This is a genomic window from Pseudomonas putida S13.1.2, from assembly GCF_000498395.2.
Taxonomy (GTDB): domain Bacteria; phylum Pseudomonadota; class Gammaproteobacteria; order Pseudomonadales; family Pseudomonadaceae; genus Aquipseudomonas; species Aquipseudomonas putida_Q.
Genome location: NZ_CP010979.1, coordinates 1,095,002 through 1,120,641 on the forward strand (window position 1 = coordinate 1,095,002; position 25,640 = coordinate 1,120,641).

Consider the following 25,640-nt stretch of genomic DNA (forward strand, 5'->3'; position numbering starts at 1 on the left):
GGAGATTGCCATGCGCTACGCCAAGCTTACCCAACGCATCGCCGGCGACGGGGCCGCAGCCTGGGACATCCACTACCGCGCCCTGGCGCTGCAGGCCGAGGGCAAGGACATCCTGCTGTTGTCGGTGGGTGACCCAGACTTTGACACCCCTGCGCCGATTGTCGAAGCGGCCATCGACAGCCTACGGGCCGGCCATACCCATTACGCCGATGTACGCGGCAAGTTGGCCCTGCGCCAGGCCATCGCCAGGCGCCACCAGCAGCGTAGCGGCCAGGCCGTCGACGCCGACCAGGTGACGGTGCTGGCGGGGGCCCAGTGCGCGCTGTACTGCGTGGCCCAGTGCGTACTGGACCCGGGCGACGAGGTGCTTGTCGCCGAACCGATGTATGTGACCTATGAGGCGGTGTTCGGTGCCTGTGGTGCCAAGGTGGTGCCGGTGCCGGTCAAGCCGGAAAACGGCTTTCGGGTATGCCCGCAGGACGTGGCCGAGCGCATCACCCCGCGCACCCGCGCGCTGGCCTTGAACAGCCCGCACAACCCGTCGGGGGCAAGCCTGCCCCGTGCTACCTGGGAAGCACTGGCCGAACTGTGCATCGCCCACGACCTGTGGCTGATCTCCGACGAGGTGTACAGCGAGCTGTTGTACGAGGGCGAGCATGTCAGCCCTGCCAGCCTGCCGGGCATGGCCGAACGCACCGCCACCCTCAACAGCCTGTCGAAGTCCCATGCCATGACGGGCTGGCGGATGGGCTGGGTGGTCGGTTCGGCCGAGCTGGCCGCCCACCTGGAAAACCTTGCCCTGTGCATGCTGTATGGCTCGCCCGACTTCATCCAGGACGCCGCCGTGGTGGCGCTGGAGCAGCAGTTGCCCGAGTTGGTCGCCATGCGCGAGGCCTACCGCCAGCGCCGTGACCTGGTGTGCGAACAGCTGGCCGGCTGCCCGGGCCTGAGGGCGCTGAAGCCCGATGGTGGCATGTTCGTGATGGTTGATATCCGTGAGACCGGCGTAAGTGCCCAGGCCTTTGCCGACCACCTGCTGGACCGCCAGGGCGTGTCGGTGCTCGCCGGCGAAGCGTTCGGCCCCAGCGCTGCCGGGCATATCCGCCTGGGCCTGGTGCTGGGCAATGCGGCGCTGGTCGATGCCTGCCACCGCATCGCCCGCTGCGCCGACGAACTGAAACGGGAGTACGGCCATGCGTGAGTATGCGCGGTTGTACATCGATGGCGCCTGGCAGGTGCCGAGCGGGCAGGGCATGGCTGAGGTGATCGACCCGGCCACCGAGCAGGCCATTGGCCGGGTACCACTGGGTGCCGAGGCCGATGTCGAGCGGGCGGTGATGGCGGCGCGGCGGGCCTTTGATGGCTGGTCGCGCACGCCGTCCAGCGTGCGTGCAAGGTACATTCGGGCTTTGGTCGCACAGCTGCAAAGCCGCGGGGCGGAAATGGCGTCGGCCATTACCGATGAGCTGGGCATGCCGGTGCAGTGGTGCCAGGCGGTGCAGGTCGAAGGCCCGATTGCCGGGCTGGAACAGTATGCCGAACTGGCCGGGCTGATGGATGAGGTGCGCGAAGTCGGCAACTCGCTGGTGTACCGCGAGGCTGTTGGCGTGTGCGCATTCATCAACCCGTGGAACTACCCGCTGCACCAGATGATCGGCAAGCTGGCGCCGGCCCTGGCTGCCGGGTGCACGGTGGTGGTCAAGCCCAGCCAGGAAACGCCGCTGCACGCATTTGTGCTGGCCGAAATGATTGACGCCATCGGCCTGCCGGCAGGGGTGTTCAACCTGGTCAGCGGCCCAGGTGCCAAGGTCGGTGAAGCCCTGGCCCGGCACCCGCAGGTGGACATGGTGTCGTTCACCGGCTCCACCGGTGCCGGGGTGCGGGTGGCACAAGCGGCCGCGCCGACGGTGAAGCGGGTGTGCCTGGAGCTGGGTGGCAAATCGCCGTTGCTGATTACCGCCGACGCCGACCTGCACGCTGCGGTGCGCCACGGCGTGCAGGACGTGATGATCAACTCGGGGCAGACCTGTACGGCACTCACCCGCATGCTGCTGCCGGCCAGCCGCTACGCCGAGGCGCTGGAAATTGCCGAGGCCGAAACCCGCGCACTGGTCATGGGCGACCCGCGTGACCCGGCCAGTTTCCTCGGGCCGATGTGTTCGGCAGGCCAGCGGCGCACGGTGCTCGACTACATTCGCCTGGGGCAGGAGGAGGGCGCGCGCTTGTTGTGCGGTGGTGATAGCGGCGGCTTCAAGCGCGGGTTCTACGTGGCGCCCACGTTGTTCGCCGACGTCGACAACCGCATGCGCATTGCCCAGGAAGAAATCTTCGGCCCGGTGCTGTGCCTCATTCCATACGCCGACGAGGCCCAGGCGCTGGCGTTGGCCAATGACTCGCCGTTCGGCCTGTCCAGCGCAGTGTGGGCGGGCAGCCGCGAGCATGGCCTGGCGCTGGCGCGGCAGATACGGGCCGGGCAGTGCTTCATCAACGGGGGCGGGTTCAACTACCAGGCGCCGTTCGGTGGCTACAAGCAGTCGGGCAACGGCCGCGAGTGGGGCGAAGAGGGCCTGGCGGAGTTCGTCGAGGTGAAAGCCGTACAGTGCTGAGCCACCGCTGCAAGACAACCTGTTTTGTGTAAGGAGAATGTTTGTGAATGTACTGATCGTCCACGCTCACCCCGAGCCGCAATCGTTCACCGCTGCCCTGCGGGACCAGGCCGTGGAAACCTTCCGCGCCCAAGGCCACCAGGTGCAGGTCAGCGACCTGTACGCCATGGGCTGGAACCCGGTGGCCAGTGCCGATGATTTCACCCAGCGGGAGAACCCCGAGTACCTGGTGTATGCCCTGGAGCAGCGCCAGGGGGTCAAGCGCGGCGCCATTGCCGAGGATATCCAGCAGGAGCTGGACAAGTTGTTGTGGGCCGACTTGCTGGTGCTGAACTTCCCGATCTTCTGGTTCTCGGCACCTGCCATGCTCAAGGGCTGGATCGACCGGGTGCTGGTGTCGGGGGTGTGCTATGGCGGCAAGCGTTTCTACGACCAGGGCGGGTTGGCGGGCAAGAAGGCGCTGGTGACCGTGACCTTGGGCGGGCGCGAGCACATGTTTGGTGAAGGGGCGATTCATGGCCCGCTGGAAGACATGCTGCGGCCGATACTGCGGGGCACGCTGGCTTATGTGGGGCTTGAGGTGCTGCCACCGTTTGTGGCCTGGCATGTGCCGTATATCAGCGATGACGCGCGCCAGGGCTTCTTGCAGCAGTACCGGCAACGCCTGGAGCAGCTTGCGGACGACCAGCCATTGGTGTTCCCCCGCCTGGCCCAGTTCGATGAGGCGCTTTACCCTCTATCTTGAGTCGTGCGCAGCCCCCTGTAGGAGCGGCCTTGTGTCGCGATGGGCTGCGCCGCAGCCCCAGGATCTGCGCCCCAGTGCAAATTGTCGGGGCTGCTGTCGCAGCCCATCGCGACACAAGGCCGCTCCTACAAAAAAGCGCGCACTCAGCGAGGCACTAAAAACGACCACCCACACATTCGGGGTATGTTGCCGCTCGGCAAATCCCTCGATAGTGAACCCATCGGCTCGATCCGGAGCATTCACACGATGGAGTTGCCATGCGCAAGGTACTGAAGGTGATGGGTGGTCTGCTGCTGGCGTCTGGTGCCAGCCTGGCGCAGGCGGCAGAGGTGGACAGCGCCAACACGTTACGGTTGTACAACTGGACCGACTACATCGGCGAAACCACCCTGGCCGATTTCGAGAAGGCCACCGGCATCAAGGTCATCTACGACACCTTCGACGGCTACGAAACGGTGCAGACCAAACTGCTGACCGGCCGCTCCGGCTACGACCTGGTCATGCTCAATGCCTCGCTGGTCCCCCCGCTGATCAGCGCCGGCGTGTTCCAGGCACTGGACAAGCAGCAACTGCCCAGCTGGCAAAACCTCGATCAGCAGGTGGTCAACAACCTGCAGGGCTACGACCCTGGCCTGAAGTATTCGGCGCCCTATACATGGGGCAGCTCGGGGGTAACCTACAACGTCGACAAGATCACCGCACGCATGCCCGACGCGCCGATTGGTTCGCTGGCCATGCTGTTCGACCCCCAAATCGTCTCGCGCTTCGCCGACTGCGGCGTCACCCTGATGGACGCGCCCACCGAGGTCATCCCGCTGGCCCTGCAGTACCTGGGCAAGGACCCGCGCAGCGCGTCGGCCGCCGACCTCAAGGCAGCAGAACAACTGCTGCTGGGCATCCGCCCCTACATTCGCAAGTTCGACTCGGTCAACTACCTCACCAGCCTGCCCAACGGCGATGTGTGCCTGGCACTGACCTGGTCCGGCGACTATGCCACCGCCCAGGCCCGTGCGGTGGAGGCGAAGAAAGACATCAAGCTGTCGTTCTTCATCCCCCAGGAAGGTTCGCTGATCTGGTTCGACAACCTGTACATCCCCAAGGATGCGCCGCACGCGGCCAACGCCCACCGCTTCATCGAGTTCCTGCTGCAGCCGCAAACCATGGCCAAGGTTACCGACTACATCCACTACGCCAACAGCAACGCCGCCGCCACTGCGCTGGTGCGTGACGACATCCGCCAGGACCCGGCCATCTACCCCGACGCACAAACCCGTGAGCGCCTGTTCGCGCAGAAAACCCAGAGCCCCAAGGATATGCGCGCCATCACCCGGGTCTGGAGCACGGTCAAGACCGGTTTCTGAACACTGCCCAAAATTTCCGCCAAGGAGCTGCCCATGGCCACCCCAAACAAAGCATTCGCCATCGCCCACGACCCGCTGGTGGAAGCCGACAAGGCCCACTACATGCACGGCTACCATGTATTCGACGAGCACCGCGAGCAAGGCGCACTGAACATCGTCGCAGGCGAGGGCGCCTATATTCGTGATACCCACGGCAACCGCTTCCTCGATGCCGTCGGCGGCATGTGGTGCACCAACATCGGCCTGGGCCGCGAGGAAATGGCCCTGGCCATTGCGGACCAGGTGCGCCAGCTGGCGTATTCCAACCCGTTCTCCGACATGGCCAACGACGTGGCCATCGAACTGTGCCAGAAGCTTGCGCAGCTGGCACCGGGCGACCTGAACCATGTGTTCCTCACCACCGGCGGCTCGACCGCTGTCGACACCGCCTACCGGCTGATCCAGTACTACCAGAACTGCCGCGGCAAGCCACACAAGAAGCACATCATTGCCCGCTATAACGCCTACCATGGTTCCACCACCCTGACCATGTCGATCGGCAACAAGGCCGCCGACCGGGTGCCGGAGTTCGACTATCACCACGACCTGATCCACCACGTCTCCAACCCCAACCCGTACCGTGCCCCGCACGACATGGACGAGGCCGAATTCCTCGACTACCTGGTGGCCGAGTTCGAGGACAAGATCCTGTCGCTGGGCGCTGACAACGTGGCGGCGTTCTTCGCCGAGCCGATCATGGGCTCGGGCGGGGTGATCATTCCGCCCGAGGGCTACTTCCAGCGTATGTGGCAACTGTGCCAGACCTACGACATCCTGTTTGTCGCCGACGAAGTGGTCACCTCGTTCGGCCGCCTGGGCACCTTCTTCGCCAGCGAAGAACTGTTTGGCGTCACCCCCGACATCATCACCACCGCCAAGGGCCTGACCTCGGCCTACCTGCCGCTGGGCGCGTGTATCTTCTCCGAGCGTATCTGGGAAGTGATTGCCGAGCCGGGCAAGGGCCGCTGCTTCACCCATGGCTTCACCTACAGTGGTCACCCGGTGTGCTGCACGGCGGCGCTGAAGAACATCGAGATCATCGAGCGCGAGCAACTGCTCGATCACGTCAAGGACGTGGGTGGCTACCTGGAGCAGCGCTTGCAAAGCCTGCGCGAGTTGCCGCTGGTGGGTGATGTGCGTTGCATGAAGCTGATGGCCTGTGTCGAGTTCGTGGCCGACAAGGCCAGCAAGGCGCTGTTCCCGGACGAGGTGAACATCGGCGAGCGTATCCACAGCAAGGCCCAGGCCCGCGGGTTGCTGGTGCGCCCGATCATGCACCTGAACGTGATGTCGCCACCGCTGATCGTCACCCATGCGCAGGTGGACGAGATCGTCGAGACCTTGCGCCAGTGCATCATCGAAACCGCGCGTGAACTCACGGCGCTTGGCCTGTATCAGGGCCGATGAACCTGGCGCAAAGGGCTGTGCGGGGGCGTGCCTGGCAGGCTAGACTGCCGGGCATGACCCAGGCCACTCCCGACACCCCGCTTACCCTGACAATGGGCGCGCTGCAGCAATGGCATGCGGCGCTGCAGCGTGCGCTGGCCAATAGCGATACGCCCGAGGCGCTGGAGTATGTGGCCGCTGCCATCGGCCAGCTGGTGCAGGTTGAATCGATGATGATCAGCCTTGAGTGCCAGGGGCGGGCGCCGCAGCTGCTGTACCAGCAAGGCATTCCCGAGCTGCACCGCACCGCGGTGCTTGAGCGTTATTTCAGTGCCGGCTACCTGCTCGACCCATTCTGCCTGGCCGTGCAAAGCGGCTTGGCCGAAGGCTTTTACCACCTGCAGGAAATCGCCCCCGACAACTTCTTCGACAGCGACTACTACAAGGCCTATTACCTGGGCACCGGTTGCAGCGAAGACAGCTACTACATCGTCGACGTCAGCGCAGGCCGCAAGTTGTCGCTGAGCCTGTTCCAGGGTTGCAGCGGCACGCCTCTGAGTGCCGGGCAGGTCGACCTGCTGCGGGCGCTGGAGCCCATGGTGCGGGAACTGTTGGGGCGTTACGCCCGGCATAACCTGGAGCCCGGCGCAGCATCGGCCGAACACGGCAGCTTGCAGGCGGCGTTCGACAGCTTTGGTTGCCAGGTGCTGACCGACCGTGAGCGGGAGGTGGCACACATGATTTTGCGCGGGCACTCGGTGAAGTCGACCGCGCTGGAGCTGGGCATCTCACCGGAGACGGTGCGCATGCACCGCAAGAACCTGTACCTGAAGCTGGAGATCAACTCGCAGTCCGAGTTGTTTGCACGGTTTATCGACTGGTTGCGCAACGATCAATCTGGGCCGTGACGTTTCGCGGATGTGCCTGGCTTAAGGAGGTCCTTGTAGGAGCGGCCTTGTGTCGCGATGGGGCGCGCAGCGGCCCCGCAATCCCTGTCTCGACACAAAATTGCCGGGGCCGCTGCGCGCGCCATCGCGACACAAGGCCGCTCCTACAGGCGTTCGCGTAAGCCTGCTCACGAAGCGGCCAGGCGGGCCTCCAGGGCGGCGATGTGCGCCTGTAGCCGTTCATGCTCCTGGCGCTCGGCGCTGATGTCTTCGAACACGCTGATCAGGTGTTCCGGCTCGCCATTGCCACGGCGCTGCAGCGAGGTGCGGGCGCGTACCCAGATGTACTCGCCGTTCTTGTGGCGCACGCGTTTTTCTACTTCGTAGCGCTCGGTTTCGCCGGCAAGCATGCGTTGCAGCAGTTGCAGGTTCTGCGCCAGGTCCTCGGCGTGGGTGATCTGCTGGAAGGTCATGCCGTAGAGTTCATCGGCGCTGTAGCCCAGCAACTCGCACAGGCTGTTGTTGACCCGCTGCCAGGTGCCGTCCGGGTCGATGTAGGCCAGGGCACCCCAGGCCAGCTCGAAGATCGCCCGGAAGCGTTCCTCGCTCTGGCTCAGCGCCTGCTGGGCCACCTGGCGTTCGGTGTTGTCCATGCTGATGCCAACCATCTTTACCGAGCGCCCGGCGCTGTCGCGCACCACTGTGGCGCGGGAAGAAATCCAGCGCACTTCACCGTCCGGGCGGGTGATGCGGAAGTCGCATTCACAGCCACTGCCGTCGGCCACCGCGTCGGCGTACATCACCTGCATGCGCTGCACGTCTTCGTCGGGCAGGTGCTTCCAGAAGTCTTCGTTGTGATGGACCGGCCAGCCATAGACCTGCTCGACGTTGGGCGAGTAGGTGACTTCGTCGCTGATCAGGTTCCATTCCCAGGTGACGATGCGTGCGCCTTCCTGGGCCAGCTTCATGCGCGTTTCGCTTTCCATGATCTCGGCGGTCAGGCGGCGGCGCACGTCGGTCATCGGCAGCTCGACCACCTGCGGTTGCTGGATGTTCTGCAGTGCTTCGTCGCCATAGCGCAGCCAGATCCAGTTGACCTTGAGAAAGTCGGCCAGCTTGCGCAGGTTGTCGTAGTCGATCTCGCCGCCTCGGGTCCACTTGTGCACGGCGGTGCGCGAAATGCCCAAGGCCGTGCCCACGGCTTGCAGGGTCAGCTTGTGATGCTCGAGCAGTTCCTTGAGGCGGAAGGCGAAGCTGTTTTCCAACATCGGCAGGGTGTCCTGATCTGGGCCAAGAGCCTGCCAGTATACCCAAGCTGTCAACTTTTGGTTGACGGGTCCTCACGCTGCCTCTTCTGGGGGAATGACCTTGTGTTGCCTGCACTGGCCTCATCGCCGGCAAGCCAGCTCCCACAGGTATTGACATGGCTGGAGGGCGATGCGGTCCATGTGGGAGCTGGCTTGCCGGCGATGAGGCCAGTACAGGCAACATCAGCCGGGCGGTTGTTAAAGATCCAGCACCAGCCGCGCCGTGCGGGCGCGCGAGACGCACAGCATGATGCTCTGCTGGGCGGCTTTTTCTTCGTCGCTCAGGTACTGGTCGTAATGCTCGGCCTCACCCTCGAGGATGGCCGTCTCGCACGTACCGCACACGCCTTCCCGGCATAAGCACTCGACCTTGGCAGCCTTGGACTTCTCGATGGCCTGCAGAATGGTCATGCCTTCTTCCACCTGCAGTTCCACGCCCGATTGCGCCAGCACCACGGTAAAGGCACTGCCGGTGACCGGGGTGGCGGCAAACTGTTCCCAATGCACGCGCTGCTCGGCAATGCCGGCCTTGGCGGCGCAGGCGATGACCGCGTCGATCAGCGGTTTGGGGCCGCACACGTACAGGTGCGCTTGCTCGTCCAGCCCCGCGCACAGGGCGGCCAGGTCAAGCTTGCGGTCGAGGCTGTCGATGTAGAACTGCGTGTTGGCGGCATGCGGGCCATTGGCCAACTGGTCCTGGAACGCGCCGTGCTCTGGGGCGCGGAAGGCATAGTGCAGCTCGTAATCGGTGCTGCTACCTTCCAGCTCATGCAGTTGCGCCAGGAACGGGGTGATGCCGATGCCGCCGGCAATCAGGACGTGACGGCCTGCCGAAGGGTCGAGGGCGAACAGGTTGTTGGGCGAGGAGATGGTCAGGCGGGTGCCGACTTCTACCTGCTGGTGCATGAACGCCGAGCCGCCTTTGGACTGTTCTTCCAGGCGCACGCCGATCTGGTAGCTGCGGGTGTCACGCGGGTCGCTCATCAACGAGTAGGCGTTGCTGAACTGCCTGCCGTCAGCGCCTTGCATCTGCACGATGACGTGGCTGCCGCCGGTGAAGGCGGGCATCGCCGCGCCGTCTTCGCGGGCCAGGGTAAAGCGCTTGATCAGCGGCGTGGCGTGTTCCACGTCGGTAACGCGTACGTTGAACATTTCATAAGTGTTGGCCATGGTTCACCTCGACTGCCTGGGCGCGCGGCAGGCCCTGCCGCGCACCTTTACGTGCAAATAAACGTGGAGCGATTGCCATCAATCGTCGAGGTGGGCCACGGCGATCAGGTTGTGGAAGTGGGCAATGCCGTGCTCGCTCATGCCACTGCGCTCGCGGTCGGCCATGATGCGGCCCTGGCCACGGTAGCCACGCGACTTCAGGCCCTTTTGCACGCTCTCGACCAGGCGCAGGTCTTCTGGGCGGAACACTTCGCGGTACCAGTCGATCAGCTTCTGCTGCTCTTCGGTGATGTCCTTGTTGAGGAAGTAGATGTCGTAGTGCTGCAGGGTGGTTTCGGCATCGACCGGGAACTCGTAGATCACGGTCATGAAGTTGGCCCCTGGCGGCACGTTGAACATGGTGCACGGCCAGGCCCAGAAGCCGGCGAACGACGGGTCTTTCACGTTTTCGTCGAACTTGAACGACTGCTCCGAAGGCTTGGCCAGGCCATATTGCAGGGTCCAGTTACCGTGCATGGTGTGGCTGTACTGGCCGACGTCGACCGAGTCGGAGAAGCCTGGGTGGGCCGGGGCGCAGTGGTAGCACTCCAGGTAGTTGTCGACGATCGACTTCCAGTTGGCCGGGGTGTCGCTGACGAAGCGCGCCGCCAGGTGCAGGTCGTCGATTACCGCGCAGGCTTCGCGCATGCGTGCTTGCATGCCTGGCAGCTGGTCTTCGACGGAGCCCGCGTCCATGTCCATGTTGATGAAGATGAAGCCGGCGTATTCCTCGACGCGCAGCTGCACCAGGGTGGAGTTCTCTTTGTCGAAATTGACCACGTTGTCGCAGTTGCGGGCGTGGGCCAGTTCGCCGTCGAGCTTGAAGGTCCAGGCATGGTACGGGCAGGTGATGACGTTCTTGGCCTTGCCGCTGCCGCTGAGCAGCTGGTGGCCACGGTGCGGGCAGACGTTGTAGAACGCACGCAGCACGCTGTCACGGCCACGCACGACGATAATGCTTTCGCCAATCACGTCGCGGGTAATGTAGGCATTGTTGTCTGCCACTTCGCTGCGGTGGCCCACGCAGATCCAGCTGCGGGCGAAGATGGCTTCTTTCTCGTGTTCGAACACCGCGGCCTTGGTGTAGAAATTGGCCGGGATGGTGAAGGCCTCGTCGGCGTTCGCGCAGAAATCGGCGGGCAGGCGTTTGAAGTCGTTCATGACAGGTTTCTCACAAGCTCGGTTTATAGTTGTTGGTTAACACGTATCTGTTGGTTAACAGATCAGGCAAAGAAATTTGCAGTGATCAAGGGGGCTGCTTTGCAGCCCATCGCGAGCAAGCTCGCTCCTGCACGGTTAATCAGTGCACGGCAGCAACGCTGCGCGGGGCGTGTTCGGCCGGGGCTTCACCGGCCATCCGTGCAGCCTCTTCTTCGATGACGTGGGCCGGTACCTGGCCGTAGTCGGCGATCATCCACTTGAAGAAGCCATAGATCTTCACCAGCAGAATCACCATGAACGGGATTGCGGTAAGCACCACGGCGGTCTTCATGGTCGACAGCGAGGCCTTGGCGAACAGCATGGCCAGTGGCACCAGGGTCAGCACCACGCACCAGAACAGGCGGTGGGTTGGCGTTGGGTCGTCACCTTCACGCAGGTTGCGGGTGCTGGTGGCGGCCACCGCGTAGGCCGCGGCATCCATGTGCGAAGCACAGAAGATGGCCATGATGAACAGGTAGACACCGAGGAACACCTGGCCCCACGGCAAGGCCAGCAGCAGGTGCGTCACGGCCGATTCGCCGCCTTGTTCGGCGAGCATTTTCGGTACATCCACCGCGCCGGTGATGAACTGGTGCATGCTGTAGCTTTCCAGCGCGCCGAAGAAGAACCAGCAACCGAAGCTGCCCCCCATCAGCAGGGCCAGGACCACTTCCTTGATCTGCCGGCCGCGCGAAACGCGGGTAACGAACATGGCCACGCCCGGGGCGTAGGACACCCACCACAGCCAGTAGAACACCGTCCAGTTGCGGGTAAAGGCACCGTCGCCCGCCGGGTCGGTGAACAGGCTCATGTGCACGTAGTTCTGGATCATCAGGCCAATCGAGTTGGCAGTGTTGTTGAGGGTGAACTGGGTCGGGCCCACCAACAGCACAACCGCGGCAAACACCAGCGCGCCGATGCACACCATCTTGCTCAGGCGCTGCAGGCCACCATCGATACCGATGTAGGAGCTGAGCGAGAACATCACCGCCACGCCGCCGATCACCATCAATTGCACCGTGAACGTATCCGGGGTGCCGGTCAGGTCGTGCAGGCCGCGCGTCAGGGTAGAAGCGGTGAGGGCCAGCGACACGGTCAGGGCGCCCATCATGGTCAGCAGGAAGATCAGGTCGACGGTACGGCCCACCGGCCCGGTAGCCTTGAAACCTGTCACCGCTTCGATAACCGAAGCCAGGTTCAGGCCGCTCTTCTTGCGTACATGGAAGTGGTAGGCCATGGCCAGCGAGGCCAGGGCGTAGATCGACCAGGCGCTGATACCCCAGTGGAAGAACGAGTAGCCCACGCTGTACTCGAGTGCCTTGGGGGTGGCCGCGGCGATGTTCAGGCCTGGGGTCTGGTAGTAGTAGGCCCATTCCATCACGCCCCAGTAGAGGGTCGACGAACCCATGCCGGCACAGATGAACATGAACACCCAGGTGGCTGTGGCGTATTCAGGCTTGCCACTGCCCAGGCGGATGTTGCCGTACTTGCTGAAGGCCAGGTACAGCACGGCCAGGGTACTGCCGAACACCAGCACCTGCACGCTGGTACCGAAGGTGCGGGTGGACAGCTCGAACAACTGGTTGGCGGCGCTTTCAGCCTGGGCGGGGAAGGCTGCAAGGCCGATCACGGTGAGCAGTACGGCGATCAGGCTCACGGTAATCAGGAACACATCAATCTTTTTATTCTTGTGCGACATCATCGTCTCCTGGACGTTGGCGTACTTGTTATACCCGGCAGGCATCCGGGGTGTAGCGGTACTACTCCTTCCTTGGCTGTTAACCACAAGTTAACCAATATCTAATGGTTAACAGATTTTGCATACAATCCACGTCACTCGCAAGAGGCAAAGGGCCGATTGTCAGACACTTCTGACAATCGGCCCCAGGTGCATCAGCCTTCGATCAGCGCGGTGATGGCCTGGCCCACTTGCTGGGTAGACTGCTGGCCACCCATGTCGCGGGTTACGTCACCGGCGGCGATGACCTGCTCGATGGCTTTGAGGATGTCGTCGTGGGCAGCGCGGTAGCGTGGGTCGGTGCCTTCGTTGCCGAGGAAATCGAGCATCAGCGCACCGGACCAGATCATCGCAATCGGGTTGGCGATGTTCTTGCCGTAGATGTCTGGGGCCGAGCCGTGCACCGGCTCGAACAGCGACGGGAACTTGCGCTCGGGGTTCAGGTTGGCCGATGGCGCGATGCCGATGGTGCCGGCGCAGGCCGGGCCCAGGTCGGACAGGATGTCGCCGAACAGGTTCGAGGCCACGACCACATCGAAGCGGTCCGGTTGCAGTACGAAGCGGGCGCAGAGGATATCAATGTGCTGCTTGTCCCAGCTGATTTCCGGATAATTGGCTGCCATGGCGGCGGTGCGTTCATCCCAGTACGGCATGCTCACGGCCATGCCGTTGGACTTGGTGGCCGAGGTGACGTGCTTGCGCTCGCGGGTCTGGGCCACTTCGAAGGCGTACTTGAGAATGCGGTCGACGCCGCGGCGGGTGAACACCGATTCCTGCAGCACGAACTCGTTCTCGGTGCCTTCGAACATGCGCCCGCCCAGCGACGAGTACTCGCCTTCGGTGTTTTCGCGGATGACCACGAAGTCGATGTCGCCGGGTTCACGCCCCGCCAGCGGGCAGGGTACGCCGGGGAACAGGCGCACCGGGCGAATGTTCACGTACTGGTCGAAGTCGCGGCGGAACTTGAGCAGCGAACCCCACAGCGAGATGTGGTCCGGCACCTTGTCTGGCCAACCTACAGCACCGAAGTACAGCGCGTCGAAACCCTTGAGCTGTTCGAACCAGTCGTCCGGCATCATCTTGCCGTGGGCCAGGTAGTAGTCGCAGCTGGCCCATTCGAAGAACTCGAAGCTGATGTCCAGGCCGTGCTTGCGCGCGGCGGCCTCGACTACGCGAATGCCTTCGGGCAGTACTTCGTTGCCGATGCCGTCGCCTGGGATTGCCGCGATTCTGAACGTCTTGCTCATGGGGTGCACTCGTGTCTAGGGAACAGGTGCTGGTCATGCTATAAGGGCTCGGCTCGGAGATAATCTGGCGAATCATGGATTCTTGGAACACGGTACGTGAATAATCTGCCCAACCTCGACGACCTCAACATCTTCCTGCAAGTGGCCAAGCGCGCCAGCTTCGCGGCCGTGGCCGACGAGCTGGGCATGTCGGCGGCGTACATCAGCAAGCGCATTCGCATCCTTGAGCAAACCCTGGAAGTGCGCCTGTTGCACCGCACCACCCGGCGGGTGACGGTGAGCGAGGAGGGCGAGCGGGTGTATCAATGGGCCTTGCAGATCTTCGATGCCGTACAGCGCATGGGCGATGACATCAGTGCCCAGCACCGCGAGCCGGCCGGGCAGTTGCGCATTGCCAGCAGCCTGGGCCTGGGCCGGCGCTTCGTGGCGCCGGCCTTGTCGGAGCTGGCCGAGCGCTACCCGCGGCTGGACGTTCGCCTGGATGTGCACGACCGCCTGGTGGACCTGATTGCCGAAGGTGTCGACCTGGACATCCGCGTGGGCAACGCCATTGCCCCCAACCTGATCGCCAAGCCGTTGGCACGCAACCGCCGGGTACTGTGCGCAGCGCCGGCGTACCTGGCGCGGCGCGGCACGCCCAAAGTGCTGGGCGACCTGGGCAGCCACGACTGCCTGGTGATCAAGGAGCGCGACCACCCGTTCGGGGTGTGGCAACTGATGGGGCCGCTGGGTGAAGAAAGCGTACGGGTGACCGGCGGCCTGTCGACCAACCATGGCGAAGTGGCGCACCAGTGGTGCCTGGACGGGCGCGGGATACTGCTGCGCTCATGGTGGGACGTGCACGACAGCCTGCAGGACGGGCGCCTGGTGCAGGTGCTGGAGGCCTATCATCAGCCGGCGGACATCTGGGCGGTGTACACCTCGCCGCTGGCCAGTTCGGCCAAGGTGCGGGTGGCGGTGGACTTTTTCCGCCAGTACTTTGCCGAGCGCTACAGCTTGCCGGAGTAGGCCGCTCCCACAAAAGTCAAAAGCAGGTTGGGTAAAGGCCTTCAGGGCACGGGTATTCGGGAAACCGCCTTCACCTCGCGCAGCGCCAGGCTCGACTGGATCGAGGCAATGCCTGGCTGACGGCGTAGCACCTCCTCTACGAATCGCCCATAACTCTCCAGGTCATTCGCCAACACCGTCAGCACATAGTCAGCCTCACCCGTCACCTTGTGGCAGGACAGCACCTGCGGCAGTTTCAATATCACCTGCTCGAACTCATCCGGTGCGTTGGCCGAATGGTTGCCAAAGCGTACCTGGGCAAACGCCATCACGTCGTAGCCCAGCTTCTTGCGGTCGAGGTTGGCCTGGTAATCCTTGATGATGCCCAGCTCCTCCAAGCGTTTGCGCCTGCGCCAGCAGGGCGTCACGGTCATCGACAGGCGCTCGCCCAGCGCAGCGCTCGACAGGGTGCCGTCCTCCTGCAAAAGGCGCAGCAGCTCGCGGTCGGTTTCGTCCAGTTGTTCGATAGCAAAGGCTTTGCTCATAGGTGGCCAATCTTGTGAATACTTTGCTCAAGCATCCGGTTTGGTTGAGCATAAAGCAAAGCATTTTCACCGCTCTGTCGCGAAAATTGGTTATCCGGTAACCCCTTGAAAAAGGACATTCGCGTGCTGACAGTCTTTAGCAACAACCACCGCTTGCACCATGGCTCGGAACTCAAGGACGGCGCAATCACGCCATCGTTCGAAAACCCCCAGCGTGCCGACACCGTGCTGGCCCGGGTGCACAGCACCGGCCTTGGCGATGTCATTGCCGAACAGGCCTTCGACCGTGGCTGCTACGTGGCGGCGCACAGCGAGCGCTATGTAAGCTTCCTGGAAAACGCCTGGTCGGAATGGGCCGCCACCGGCAAGACCCACGATGCGCTGCCGCTGGTGTGGCCAGTGCGCGACCTGGCCATCGACCGTGAGCCCGGCTTCATCGACGGCAAGCTGGGCTTTTATGCCATGGACGCTGGAGCGCCGATCACTGCCGGCACCTGGGAGGCGGTGCGCAGCAGCGCCAACGTTGCCTTGACCGGCGTGCAGCGCATCATCGACGGTGCCAACAGTGCCTTCGCCCTGTGCCGCCCACCGGGGCACCATGCGGCCCGGGAATACATGGGCGGCTACTGCTACCTGAACAACGCCGCCATCGCCGCCGAGCGCTGCCTGAGCCAGGGCGCCAAGCGCGTGGCTGTGCTGGATGTGGACTTCCACCACGGCAACGGCACACAAAACATCTTCTACGATCGCCCCGATGTGTTCTTTGCCTCCCTGCATGGCGACCCGCACGTGTCCTACCCGTATTTTTCCGGCTACGCCCATGAGCGGGGCGCGGGGGCAGGCGAAGGCTTCAACGCCAACTACCCGATGGGCAAGGGCACGCGCTGGGCGCAGTACCAGCTGGCCCTGCAGGAAGCGCTCAAGCGCATCGTTGCGCACCGGCCCGAATTTCTGGTGGTGTCGCTGGGTGTGGACACCTTCGAGGATGACCCGATCAGCCACTTCAAGCTCACCAGCGAAGACTTCCTGCGCATGGGCGCCGAGATCGCCAGTGCCGGTATCCCGACCCTGTTCGTGATGGAAGGCGGTTACATGGTCGACGAAATCGGCATCAACGCAGTGAACACCCTGCAGGGTTTTGAAAGCGCGCGCTAACCGCGTTACCAGCCGTGACGAGGCCTGTACTGGGCCGCGCCACGGCACAGCGACATGTGACAGGCCAACAATAAGAAGAGGTCGCCATGCAAGACATGCCCGCAAGCCTTGAGCAAAGCAAACCGGTAACGCCCGACCGTGACGGGCACCTGCAACGCACGCTGGAAAACCGCCACATCCAGCTGATTTCCATAGGCGGCGCCATCGGCACCGGCCTGTTCATGGGCTCGGGCAAGGTGATCGCGCTGTCCGGCACCTCGATCCTGCTGGTGTACGCCATCCTCGGGTTTTTCGTGTTCTTTGTCATGCGCGCCATGGGCGAGCTGCTGTTGTCCGACCTGCGCTTCAAGTCGTTCGCCGACATCGTTGCCCATTACCTGGGGCCGCGCGCCGGCTTTGTGCTGAGCTGGTCGTACTGGCTGAGCTGGAGCGTGGCGGTAGTCGGCGACGTGGTCGTGGTGGCCGGGTTCTTCCAGTACTGGTACCCCGATGCACCGGCCTGGCTACCCGCGTTCTTCACCCTGTTCGTGCTGCTGGGGCTGAACATGCTGGCGGTGCGGATTTTTGGCGAGGTGGAGTTCTGGTTCGGCATCATCAAGATCGTCGCCATCGTGCTGTTGATCATCACCGCGGCGGTGATGATCGCCACTTCCTATACCTCACCCAATGGCGTGGTTGCTTCGCTGTCCAACGTGGTCGCGCCGGGTACGGTGCTGCCCCATGGCATCAGCGGTTTCTTTGCCGGGTTCCAGATTGCCGTGTTTTCCTTTGCCGGTACCGAGCTGATCGGCACCACTGCGGCGGAAGCGAAGAACCCTCATCGCTCGCTGCCCAAGGCCATCAACACCATCCCCTTGCGCATTCTGCTGTTCTACATCCTGGCATTGGTGTGCATCATCAGCGTGGTGTCGTGGGCCGAGGTGCCGGCCAACCGCAGCCCCTTCGTCGAGCTGTTCCTGCTCGCCGGCTTCCCGGCGGCGGCCGGCATGATCAACTTCGTGGTGCTGACCTCGGCGGCCTCTTCGGCCAACAGCGGTGTCTACTCGGGCTGCCGAATGCTGTTCGGGCTGGCCGAGCGGCGTAACGCGCCGGCCCTGTTCGCCAGGCTTTCGGCACTGAGCGTGCCGGTGTACAGCCTGGTGTTTTCCGGCGTGTGCATGCTGATCGGGTTGAGCCTGCTGTTCATCATCCCCGAGGTGATGACGGTGTTCACGCTTATTTCGACCGTGTCGGCGATCCTGGTGATTTTTACCTGGTCGATGATCCTTGCGGCGTACCTTGCCTATCGCAAACGCAACCCGGCTGCGCACGATGCCTCGGTGTTCAAGTTGCCGGGCGGGGTGCCGATGGCCATTACCACCCTGGGTTTCCTCGGCTTTGTGCTGGTGCTGCTGGCGCTGCAACCGGATACCCGGTTGGCGCTGTGCGTGATGCCGTTGTGGTTCGTGTTCCTGCTGCTGGCCTACCGCCGCCGCGCTCAAGCACATTCCTGAGCACAACACATACCCTGTGGGAGCGGGCATGCCCGCGAAGCAGGCGACTCGGTAGATGGCGCACACCCCTGAGCGGATGACATACCCCTGTGGGAGCGGGTTCACCCGCGAAGGCCCCAACGCGGTGCATGGCACCGGCTGCGCCGGTGTTCGCGGCTAAAGCCGCTCCCACAGGTCCGGCGTGGCTTCTGGTTTTGCTCACCCGACCTGCTGCGCTATCAACCCCAGGCACCGCTGCACGATCGGGCTCACGTCACCCTTGCGCCGGCTAAGAATGATCGGGCTGACCGCGCTGCTATCAAGCAAGCCGACATACTCGATATCGGTGCGGTGCTGCTGTTGGACCGATGCTGGCACCAGGGTCACCCCCACGCCGACGGCCACCAGGCCGATGGCCGTCTGCAGTTCGTTGGCCCACTGGCTGACGCGGATGCTCATGCCATGCTGGGCAAACAGCGCCAGCACGTGGTCGGCATAACTGGGCCGGGGGTTGGCCGGGTAAAGGATGAACGCCTCGCCAGCCAGCTGGGCGAGGCTGAGCGGGCTGCCCGCCAGCGGGTGGCCCTTGGGCAGCACGGCCACCAGCGGGTCTTCACGCAGGACCTGTTGCGCAATGGCCGGGTCCTCGATACGAATGCGCCCGAAGGCGATGTCGATTCGCCCGCTCTTCAGCGCTTCCACCTGCTGCAGCGTGGTCATCTCGCTCAGGCCCAGTTCCAGCTCGCTGTCCTGGCGCAGCTCGCGGATCAGCTCTGGCAGCACGTTGTACAGGGTCGAGGGGGCAAAGCCGATGCCTAGCCACTGGCGCTGGCCCTGGCCAATGCGGCGGGTGTTGTCACTGATGTTCTGCAGTTGCTGCAGCACGGTGCAGCTCTGCTCGTAGAAGAAGCGGCCGGCCTCGGTCAGCCGCAGCGGGCGTTCGCGCGCTACCAGCAAGGTGCCGACCTCGTCCTCCAGCTGGCTGATCTGCCGGCTCAAGGGCGGTTGGGCAATGTGCAGCAGCTCGGCGGCGCGGGTGAAGTTCAGGGTCTCGGCCAAGACCTTGAAGTAACGCAGGTGGCGCAGCTCCATCAGACCTCCAGGGTATGGTGGGAGATTCATTTGATATTGGACGGTCATCAGGGTCTCGCGCAATCCTTGAACAATCAAGTAAATGCACCATTCGGGCCTGCAACTGGCAGCCCGACCTGACGGGACCTGGCAACAATGACAAGCGCGCTGATTGAACGTATTGATGCAATTATCGTCGACCTGCCGACCATTCGCCCGCACAAGCTGGCAATGCACACCATGCAGCAGCAGACCCTGGTGGTATTGCGGGTGCTTTGCAGCGATGGCGTGGAAGGGATCGGTGAGGCCACCACCATTGGTGGCCTGGCCTATGGCTATGAAAGCCCTGAAGGCATCAAGGCCAACATCGACGCGCACCTGGCCCCGGCGCTGATCGGCCTGGCGGCGGACAACATCAACGCCGCCATGCTCAAGCTGGACAAGCTGGCCAAGGGCAACACCTTTGCCAAGTCGGGTATCGAAAGCGCCTTGCTCGACGCCCAGGGCAAACGCCTGGGGCTGCCGGTGAGCGAGCTGCTGGGTGGCCGTGTGCGCGACAGCCTGGAAGTGGCCTGGACCCTGGCCAGTGGCGACACCGCCCGGGATATCGCCGAAGCCCAGCACATGCTGGAAATCCGCCGTCACCGTGTGTTCAAGCTGAAGATTGGCGCCAACCCGGTGGAGCAGGACCTCAAACACGTGGTGACGATAAAACGCGAACTGGGCGACAGCGCCAGCGTGCGGGTGGACGTCAACCAGTACTGGGACGAATCCCAGGCCATCCGCGCTTGCCAGGTGCTTGGCGACAACGGTATCGACCTGATCGAGCAACCGATTTCGCGCATCAACCGGGGTGGCCAGGTGCGCCTGAACCAGCGCAGCCCTGCACCGATCATGGCCGATGAGTCCATCGAAAGCGTCGAGGATGCCTTCAGCCTGGCCGCCGACGGCGCCGCCAGCATCTTTGCCCTGAAAATTGCCAAGAACGGTGGCCCGCGCGCCGTGCTGCGCACTGCGCAAATCGCCGAGGCCGCCGGTATCGGCCTGTATGGCGGCACCATGCTCGAAGGCTCGATCGGCACCCTGGCCTCGGCCCATGCCTTCCTTACCCTGCGCCAGCTCACCTGGGGCACCGAGCTGTTTGGCCCGCTGCTGCTGACCGAAGAAATCGTCAACGAGCCGCCGCAATACCGCGACTTCCAGCTGCACATTCCCCGTACCCCAGGCCTGGGCCTGACCCTGGACGAACAGCGCCTGGCGCGCTTCGCCCGTCGCTGATCAGCCAACAAGGAGATAATCATGCTGTTCCACGTGAAGATGACCGTGAAACTGCCGGTGGACATGGACCCGGCCAAGGCCACTCAGCTCAAGGCCGATGAAAAGGACTTGGCCCAGCGCCTGCAACGTGAAGGCACCTGGCGCCACCTGTGGCGCATTGCCGGGCACTACGCCAACTACAGCGTGTTCGATGTGCCCAGTGTCGAGGCGTTGCACGACACCCTGATGCAATTGCCGTTGTTCCCGTACATGGACATCGAGGTCGACGGCCTGTGCCGGCATCCCTCGTCGATCCACAGCGACGACCGCTGATACGCACCTGTCTGCCTGACAAGAACAATATGAGGTACGCACGATGACCGTGAAAATTTCCCACACTGCCGACATTCAAGCCTTCTTCAACAAAGTGGCTGGCCTGGACCACGCCGAAGGCAACCCGCGCTTCAAGCAGATCATCCTGCGTGTGCTGCAGGACACCGCGCGCCTGGTCGAAGACCTGGAAATCACCGAAGACGAGTTCTGGCACGCCATTGATTATCTCAACCGCCTGGGTGGCCGTAACGAAGCTGGCCTGCTGGCCGCAGGCCTGGGCATCGAGCACTTCCTCGACCTGCTGCAGGACGCCAAGGATGCCGAGGCCGGCCTGAGCGGCGGCACCCCGCGGACCATCGAAGGCCCGCTGTATGTCGCCGGCGCGCCGGTGGCACAAGGCGAAGCGCGCATGGACGACGGTACCGACCCCGGCGTGGTGATGTTCCTGCAGGGGCAGGTGTTCGATGCCGACGGCAAGCCGCTGGCCGGCGCCACCGTCGACCTCTGGCACGCCAACACCCAAGGTACCTATTCGTACTTCGACTCGACCCAGTCTGAGTACAACCTGCGCCGCCGCATCATTACCGATGCCGAGGGCCGCTACCGTGCGCGCTCCATCGTGCCATCGGGGTATGGTTGCGACCCGCAGGGCCCGACCCAGGAGTGCCTGGACCTGCTCGGCCGTCATGGTCAGCGACCGGCGCACGTGCACTTCTTCATCTCGGCACCCGGGCACCGGCACCTGACCACGCAGATCAACTTCGAGGGTGACAAGTACCTGTGGGACGACTTTGCCTACGCCACCCGTGACGGGCTGATCGGCGAGTTGCGCTTTATCGAGGATGCTGCTGCGGCGCGTGACCGCGGCGTGCAAGGCGAGCGTTTTGCCGAACTGGCGTTCGACTTCCACCTGCAGGGGGCCACGGCGGTGGAGGCCGAGGCCCGCAGCCACCGGCCGCGTGCGTTGCAGGAAGGATAACGACCGATTGGCGTAGCCCTTGTAGGAGCGGCCTTGTGTCGCGATAGGGCTGCGTAGCAGCCCCGGCAATTACAGCGGTGACGCCGAAAATCGGGGGCCGCTGTGCGGCCCTATCGCGACACAAGGCCGCTCCTACAGGAACCTTCATTTTTGCCTGGGCCTTTCCGTGCGGGGAGGGCCTGGGCTTTTTGCTGTTGGGCCCGGTGATCTAGAATCGACCTTTTGCCCGAGCCCCGCCCATGCTGCCCATCGCGCTGCTGCCAACCACCGCTGACCAGGTTCCGCTGATCCGCAACCTCTACCAGTTCTATTCCTACGAGTCCTCCGACTGGGAGCAGGAAGACGTCGAAGTGGACGGCCGCTTCTACATCCACGACGAGCACCTGCAACGCTACTGGCAGGACGACGGCTGGGGCGCTTACCTGGTGCTGGCGGACGGCTTCATCGCCGGTTTCGTCCTGGTGGAACGCAGCGAACTGCCGGGCATCGACGCGCTTGAGCTGGCTGACCTGTTCATCCTGAAAAAGTACCGCCGCCAGGGCATCGGCCAGGCGGTGGCGTTGCAGCTGCTGGGCGGCGAGGGTGACTGGTTGCTGCGGTGCTACGCACAAGACGCACCGGCCGTGGCGTTCTGCAAGGCTGTGCTGGCGAACCTGTCGCGCCCGGCGCAGGCCATTACCCTGACGGATGAGCCGGACCTGCTCAGTTTTCTGGTGAGCGGCGCCCGCCATTGAGGGTTTGCCAGCTTTCGTTTCGTCCTTGAAGAGGGATAGCGGCATTTTTGTGAGCTACTTCACAAAATCGTCATGAGCGGCATAATGCCATCAATGCTTTCCAGCACCCGGCCATCGCTTGCCGGGGTCCCTTTTCATGCCCTTCGAAGGTTCAGGTAAAGTTCATGTCGCTAGTCGCAAGCCCCGACATCATGTACCGGCTGTTGATTCAGAGTGTGGTGGACTATGCCATCTACATGCTCACCCCCGAAGGTGTCGTCGCCAACTGGAACCCCGGCGCCCAGCGTGCCAAGGGGTACCACGCCGAGGAAATCGTCGGTCAGCATTACTCGCTGTTCTACACCGATGCCGAGCGCGCCGCCGGGCTGCCCGCGCATAACCTGGAGCAGGCGCGCAGCACCGGGCGCTTTGAAGAGGTCGGTTCGCGCCTGCGCAAGGACGGCTCGGCCTTCCACGCCCATGTAGTAATCGATGCGGTGTACGACGATGCCGGGCAGCTGGTGGGTTTTGCCAAGGTTACCCGCGACATTTCCGAACGCCGCCGCCAGGAGGTGGAGCTGCTGCAGGCCAAGGAACTGGCCGAGCAGTACAGCCAGGAAATGGCCAAGCTGTCGCAGTTCCTGGATTCGGTAATTGCCAATATCCCCGCCAGCGTCATCGTCCAGGACCTCGAAAGCCAGCGCATCCTGTTGGCCAACCAGCAGGCGGAGCGCCTGTTCGGCGGCCCAGAACGCAGCATGATCGGCCAACTGCCTGGCGAATGCCTGAGCCCGGCCGCTGCCGATTACCTTGAACAACAACTGGGGCGGGGTGCTCGCAACACCAAGGGCCATGCTGCCGAGACCCGGGTCGACACCGCCCGTGGTCCACGGACCCTGCGCAGCCGTACCTTGCTCAGCCAAAACTGCGAAGGCCAGGCCGACTACGTGCTATTTGTCGCCGAAGATGCCACCGAGGAACTGGCCGCCCACGCGCAGATCCACCACATGGCGCACCATGACGCGCTCACCGGGCTGCCCAACCGCACCCTGTTCAACGAACGCCTGCGTCAGGCGCTGGTGCGTGGCAGCGAGAATGGCAAGCTGACCGCCGCCCTGTGCCTGGACCTGGACAACTTCAAGAACATCAACGACTCCCTCGGCCATGCCTTCGGCGACAAGCTGCTGCGCGAGCTGGGCAAGCGCCTGCGCCGTGAGCTGCGCGAGCACGACACCCTGGCCCGGCTGGGCGGTGACGAGTTTGCCGTGGTACTGACCGGGCTTGATGGCCGCGATGCCGCGTGCAACACCGCGCAGCGCCTGATCAATGCCATTTGCCCGCCGTTCCAGATCGAAGGCCACCAGTTCACGGTGGGGGTAAGTATCGGTATTGCCATTGCCCCCGATGACAACGACCAGGCCGAGCAGCTACTCGGCTATGCCGACATGGCGCTGTACGAGGCCAAGCGCAACGGGCGAAACCGCTACGAGTGCTTCGAGGTGGAACTGGACGTTGCAGCCCGCCAGCGCCGCCTGGTGGAAACCGACCTGCGCACCGCGCTGCACCTGGGGCAGTTGCAACTGCACTACCAGCCGGTGGTCGACCAGCAGACCCATTGCATCACCGGCTATGAAGCGTTGCTGCGCTGGGAGCACCCGAGCCGTGGCATGGTGATGCCCATGGACTTCATACCCATTGCCGAAGAAACCGGGTTGATTCATGAGCTGGGCACCCGGGCCTTGAACCTGGCCTGCCAGGAGGCGGCGAGCTGGGACAGCGAGCAGACGGTGTCGGTGAACCTGTCGCCGGTCCAGTTCAAGAATGCCAACCTGGTGCAGGTTGTGGCCTTGGCCCTGGCCGATTCGGGCCTGTCGGCGCAGCGTCTGGAGCTGGAAATAACCGAGTCGGTGCTGCTGGGTAACAGCGAAGAAAACGTGCGCACCCTGCGCGCGCTGAAGGACCTGGGCGTTTCCATTTCGCTGGACGACTTCGGCACCGGGTATTCATCGCTCGGCTACTTGCGGTCGTTCCCGTTCGACCGGATCAAGATCGACAAGTCGTTTGTGCATGACATGTGCGAAAGCCGTGAGGCGATGTCGATCATCCGCGCCATTACCGACCTGTCCAACAGCCTGATGATCAAGACCACGGCCGAGGGTGTGGAGTCGGAAGAGCAGATGCGCCGGCTGGCGGCGGAGGGGTGCTCGCATTTCCAGGGCTACCTGTACGGGCGGCCGGCACCGGCGAGCGAGCGGTTGAAGCAGGTCATTACGCCAGGCTGACGGCTCACGCAGCCCATTGTGGGGGTAATTGTCTTGCTCAAATTTTAAGAGCTTGTGCAATCCTTGTGGGAGCGGGCATGCCCGCGAACACCGGCGCAGCCGGTGCCAGCCACCGAGTTGGCTTCTTCGCGGGCACGCCCGCTCCCACAAGGTCCGTGTCGCGCTTACGAATTTCAGCTATTCCAGTCTGGCGCAAACGGCGGGCTTACCACCCGCTGATCTTTCGGTAATTGGGCAATCGCCGCGCGATCCTCGTCGTCCAGTTCCACGTTCAACGCTGCCAGGTTGGCCAGCTGGTTCTCGCGGCTACTGGCCTTGGGGATTGCCGCCACACCGTCCTGGTCCAACAACCACTTCAGCGCCACCTGGCTGGGCAGCACGCCATGCTTGCGGGCAATCGCCTGGATCACAGGCTGCGCCGCCGCCTCACCGCGTGCCAGCGGGGTGTAGGCGGTGAGCAGCAGGTCATGGCGGCGGGCGTAGTCCAGCAGCGGTTGCTGGCCGAGCAGCACGTGGTATTCCACCTGAATCGCCGACAACGGCGCGCCCAGGGTTTCCACCACCTGGCGCAGCAGCCCCAGCGGGAAGTTGGCCACGCCGATGTGGCGCGCCTTGCCCTCGTCACGCAGCGCTACCAGGGTCTCGATACTGCGGGCCAGGTCCCAGTCCTTGCCGGGCCAGTGGATATGGAACAGGTCGACCTGCTCGGTGCCCAGGGCGCGCAGGCTGTCTTCCAGCGACTGGCGCATGGCCTTGGGCTCCAGGCGGTCCCACCACACCTTGGTGGTGAGGTGGATCTGCTCGCGTGGTACGTCGCTGTCGCGCAGGGCCTGGCCTACGGCTGCTTCGTTTTCGTAGGCAGTGGCGGTGTCGATGTGCCGGTAACCCACGTCCAGCGCCTGGTGCACGGCCTGGGTGCATTCGGTGCCGGTCATCGGCCAGGTGCCCAGGCCGATTGCAGGCAGGGCCAGACCGTTACGGGTGGTGAGCCTTTGCATGTAAATTCCTTGTAGGGTGTGCAGGGTTCGCACCCGATGGTCGGTGATCAGCGAGGCACGGGCCATGCGTTCATGGCACAAACTGGTCGATCAGCGAACAGAATTTTCCACCAGCGTGGGCAA

The 25,640-nt window shown here is 63.6% G+C and carries 22 protein-coding genes; 14 read left to right on the forward strand and 8 right to left on the reverse strand.

Features of this window, described 5'->3' with window-relative positions; translation table 11 throughout:
* Positions 1–10: 10 nt before the first annotated feature.
* The 6 genes from N805_RS04970 (at position 11) to N805_RS04995 (ending at position 7,045) form a co-directional block, all read left to right on the forward strand.
* Entirely contained in the window at positions 11–1,201 is a 1,191-nt protein-coding gene (locus tag N805_RS04970) for a pyridoxal phosphate-dependent aminotransferase (protein ID WP_028613167.1), read from the forward strand.
* Positions 1,194–2,606: an aldehyde dehydrogenase family protein gene (locus N805_RS04975; protein ID WP_046811297.1), complete on the forward strand. Its 1,413-nt coding sequence runs from the start codon at positions 1,194–1,196 to the stop codon at positions 2,604–2,606. Before N805_RS04970 ends, N805_RS04975 begins: the two co-directional genes overlap by 8 nt.
* Before the next feature lie 43 nt (positions 2,607–2,649).
* A complete protein-coding gene (locus N805_RS04980; protein WP_028613166.1) occupies positions 2,650–3,351 on the forward strand; it encodes an NAD(P)H-dependent oxidoreductase in 702 nt (233 codons plus the stop codon).
* 257 nt (positions 3,352–3,608) lie between these two features.
* On the forward strand, positions 3,609–4,712 hold the full coding sequence (locus tag N805_RS04985) for a polyamine ABC transporter substrate-binding protein (protein WP_028613165.1): 1,104 nt from the start codon (positions 3,609–3,611) through the stop codon (positions 4,710–4,712).
* A 33-nt stretch (positions 4,713–4,745) separates the two neighbouring features.
* A complete protein-coding gene (locus N805_RS04990; protein WP_019473870.1) occupies positions 4,746–6,158 on the forward strand; it encodes an aminotransferase in 1,413 nt (470 codons plus the stop codon).
* 53 nt (positions 6,159–6,211) lie between these two features.
* Positions 6,212–7,045 (forward strand): helix-turn-helix transcriptional regulator, encoded by an 834-nt coding sequence (locus N805_RS04995; protein ID WP_019473871.1) that lies wholly within the window; start codon positions 6,212–6,214, stop codon positions 7,043–7,045.
* Positions 7,046–7,212: 167 nt separating this feature from the next.
* Here the strand turns inward: N805_RS04995 and N805_RS05000 are convergent, their stop codons facing one another.
* From N805_RS05000 to N805_RS05020, 5 genes are all read right to left on the reverse strand, one after another.
* Complete coding sequence (locus N805_RS05000) at positions 7,213–8,292, reverse strand: helix-turn-helix domain-containing protein (RefSeq protein ID WP_028613164.1); 1,080 nt, start codon at positions 8,290–8,292, stop codon at positions 7,213–7,215.
* Positions 8,293–8,529: 237 nt separating this feature from the next.
* Positions 8,530–9,501, reverse strand: coding sequence for a PDR/VanB family oxidoreductase (locus tag N805_RS05005; protein ID WP_028613163.1), 972 nt, complete (start codon positions 9,499–9,501; stop codon positions 8,530–8,532).
* Between the two features lie 78 nt (positions 9,502–9,579).
* Positions 9,580–10,701, reverse strand: coding sequence for an aromatic ring-hydroxylating oxygenase subunit alpha (locus N805_RS05010; protein WP_016499196.1), 1,122 nt, complete (start codon positions 10,699–10,701; stop codon positions 9,580–9,582).
* Positions 10,702–10,840: 139 nt separating this feature from the next.
* Complete coding sequence (locus N805_RS05015) at positions 10,841–12,439, reverse strand: BCCT family transporter (RefSeq protein ID WP_028613162.1); 1,599 nt, start codon at positions 12,437–12,439, stop codon at positions 10,841–10,843.
* A 194-nt stretch (positions 12,440–12,633) separates the two neighbouring features.
* Positions 12,634–13,725 carry a tartrate dehydrogenase gene (locus N805_RS05020; protein WP_028613161.1) on the reverse strand — a complete coding sequence of 364 codons (1,092 nt, stop codon included), beginning with the start codon at positions 13,723–13,725 and terminating at the stop codon, positions 12,634–12,636.
* A gap of 96 nt (positions 13,726–13,821) precedes the next feature.
* Here N805_RS05020 and N805_RS05025 point away from each other — a divergent pair, with 96 nt between their 5' ends.
* A complete protein-coding gene (locus tag N805_RS05025) occupies positions 13,822–14,733 on the forward strand; it encodes a LysR substrate-binding domain-containing protein (protein WP_028613160.1) in 912 nt (303 codons plus the stop codon).
* A 41-nt stretch (positions 14,734–14,774) separates the two neighbouring features.
* On the opposite strand, the gene N805_RS05030 is transcribed toward N805_RS05025, so the two are convergent.
* Positions 14,775–15,257, reverse strand: a complete 483-nt coding sequence (locus N805_RS05030) for an Lrp/AsnC family transcriptional regulator (RefSeq protein WP_028613159.1) — start codon at positions 15,255–15,257, stop codon at positions 14,775–14,777.
* A 123-nt stretch (positions 15,258–15,380) separates the two neighbouring features.
* On the opposite strand from N805_RS05030, the gene N805_RS05035 reads away from it, so the two are divergent.
* Together N805_RS05035 and N805_RS05040 are read left to right on the forward strand one after the other, a co-directional pair.
* Positions 15,381–16,412, forward strand: coding sequence for a histone deacetylase family protein (locus N805_RS05035; protein WP_028613158.1), 1,032 nt, complete (start codon positions 15,381–15,383; stop codon positions 16,410–16,412).
* Between the two features lie 86 nt (positions 16,413–16,498).
* Positions 16,499–17,905, forward strand: coding sequence for an amino acid permease (locus N805_RS05040; protein WP_028613157.1), 1,407 nt, complete (start codon positions 16,499–16,501; stop codon positions 17,903–17,905).
* 198 nt (positions 17,906–18,103) lie between these two features.
* Here N805_RS05040 and catR read toward each other — a convergent pair whose 3' ends face one another.
* Positions 18,104–18,976: an HTH-type transcriptional regulator CatR gene (gene catR, locus N805_RS05045; protein ID WP_019473131.1), complete on the reverse strand. Its 873-nt coding sequence runs from the start codon at positions 18,974–18,976 to the stop codon at positions 18,104–18,106.
* A gap of 135 nt (positions 18,977–19,111) precedes the next feature.
* On the opposite strand from catR, the gene N805_RS05050 reads away from it, so the two are divergent.
* The 5 genes from N805_RS05050 to N805_RS05070 all read left to right on the forward strand — a co-directional run bounded on the left by N805_RS05050 (position 19,112) and on the right by N805_RS05070 (position 24,519).
* Complete coding sequence (locus N805_RS05050) at positions 19,112–20,233, forward strand: muconate cycloisomerase family protein (protein WP_028613156.1); 1,122 nt, start codon at positions 19,112–19,114, stop codon at positions 20,231–20,233.
* Positions 20,234–20,254: 21 nt separating this feature from the next.
* Complete coding sequence (gene catC / locus N805_RS05055; protein ID WP_019474028.1) at positions 20,255–20,545, forward strand: muconolactone Delta-isomerase; 291 nt, start codon at positions 20,255–20,257, stop codon at positions 20,543–20,545.
* 43 nt (positions 20,546–20,588) lie between these two features.
* On the forward strand, positions 20,589–21,524 hold the full coding sequence (gene catA / locus N805_RS05060) for a catechol 1,2-dioxygenase (RefSeq protein WP_028613155.1): 936 nt from the start codon (positions 20,589–20,591) through the stop codon (positions 21,522–21,524).
* Between the two features lie 239 nt (positions 21,525–21,763).
* Positions 21,764–22,258 (forward strand): GNAT family N-acetyltransferase, encoded by a 495-nt coding sequence (locus tag N805_RS05065; protein ID WP_028613154.1) that lies wholly within the window; start codon positions 21,764–21,766, stop codon positions 22,256–22,258.
* A 164-nt stretch (positions 22,259–22,422) separates the two neighbouring features.
* Positions 22,423–24,519 (forward strand): putative bifunctional diguanylate cyclase/phosphodiesterase, encoded by a 2,097-nt coding sequence (locus N805_RS05070; protein WP_028613153.1) that lies wholly within the window; start codon positions 22,423–22,425, stop codon positions 24,517–24,519.
* Between the two features lie 173 nt (positions 24,520–24,692).
* Here N805_RS05070 and N805_RS05075 read toward each other — a convergent pair whose 3' ends face one another.
* Positions 24,693–25,517, reverse strand: coding sequence for an aldo/keto reductase (locus N805_RS05075; protein ID WP_028613152.1), 825 nt, complete (start codon positions 25,515–25,517; stop codon positions 24,693–24,695).
* Positions 25,518–25,640 lie beyond the last annotated feature (123 nt).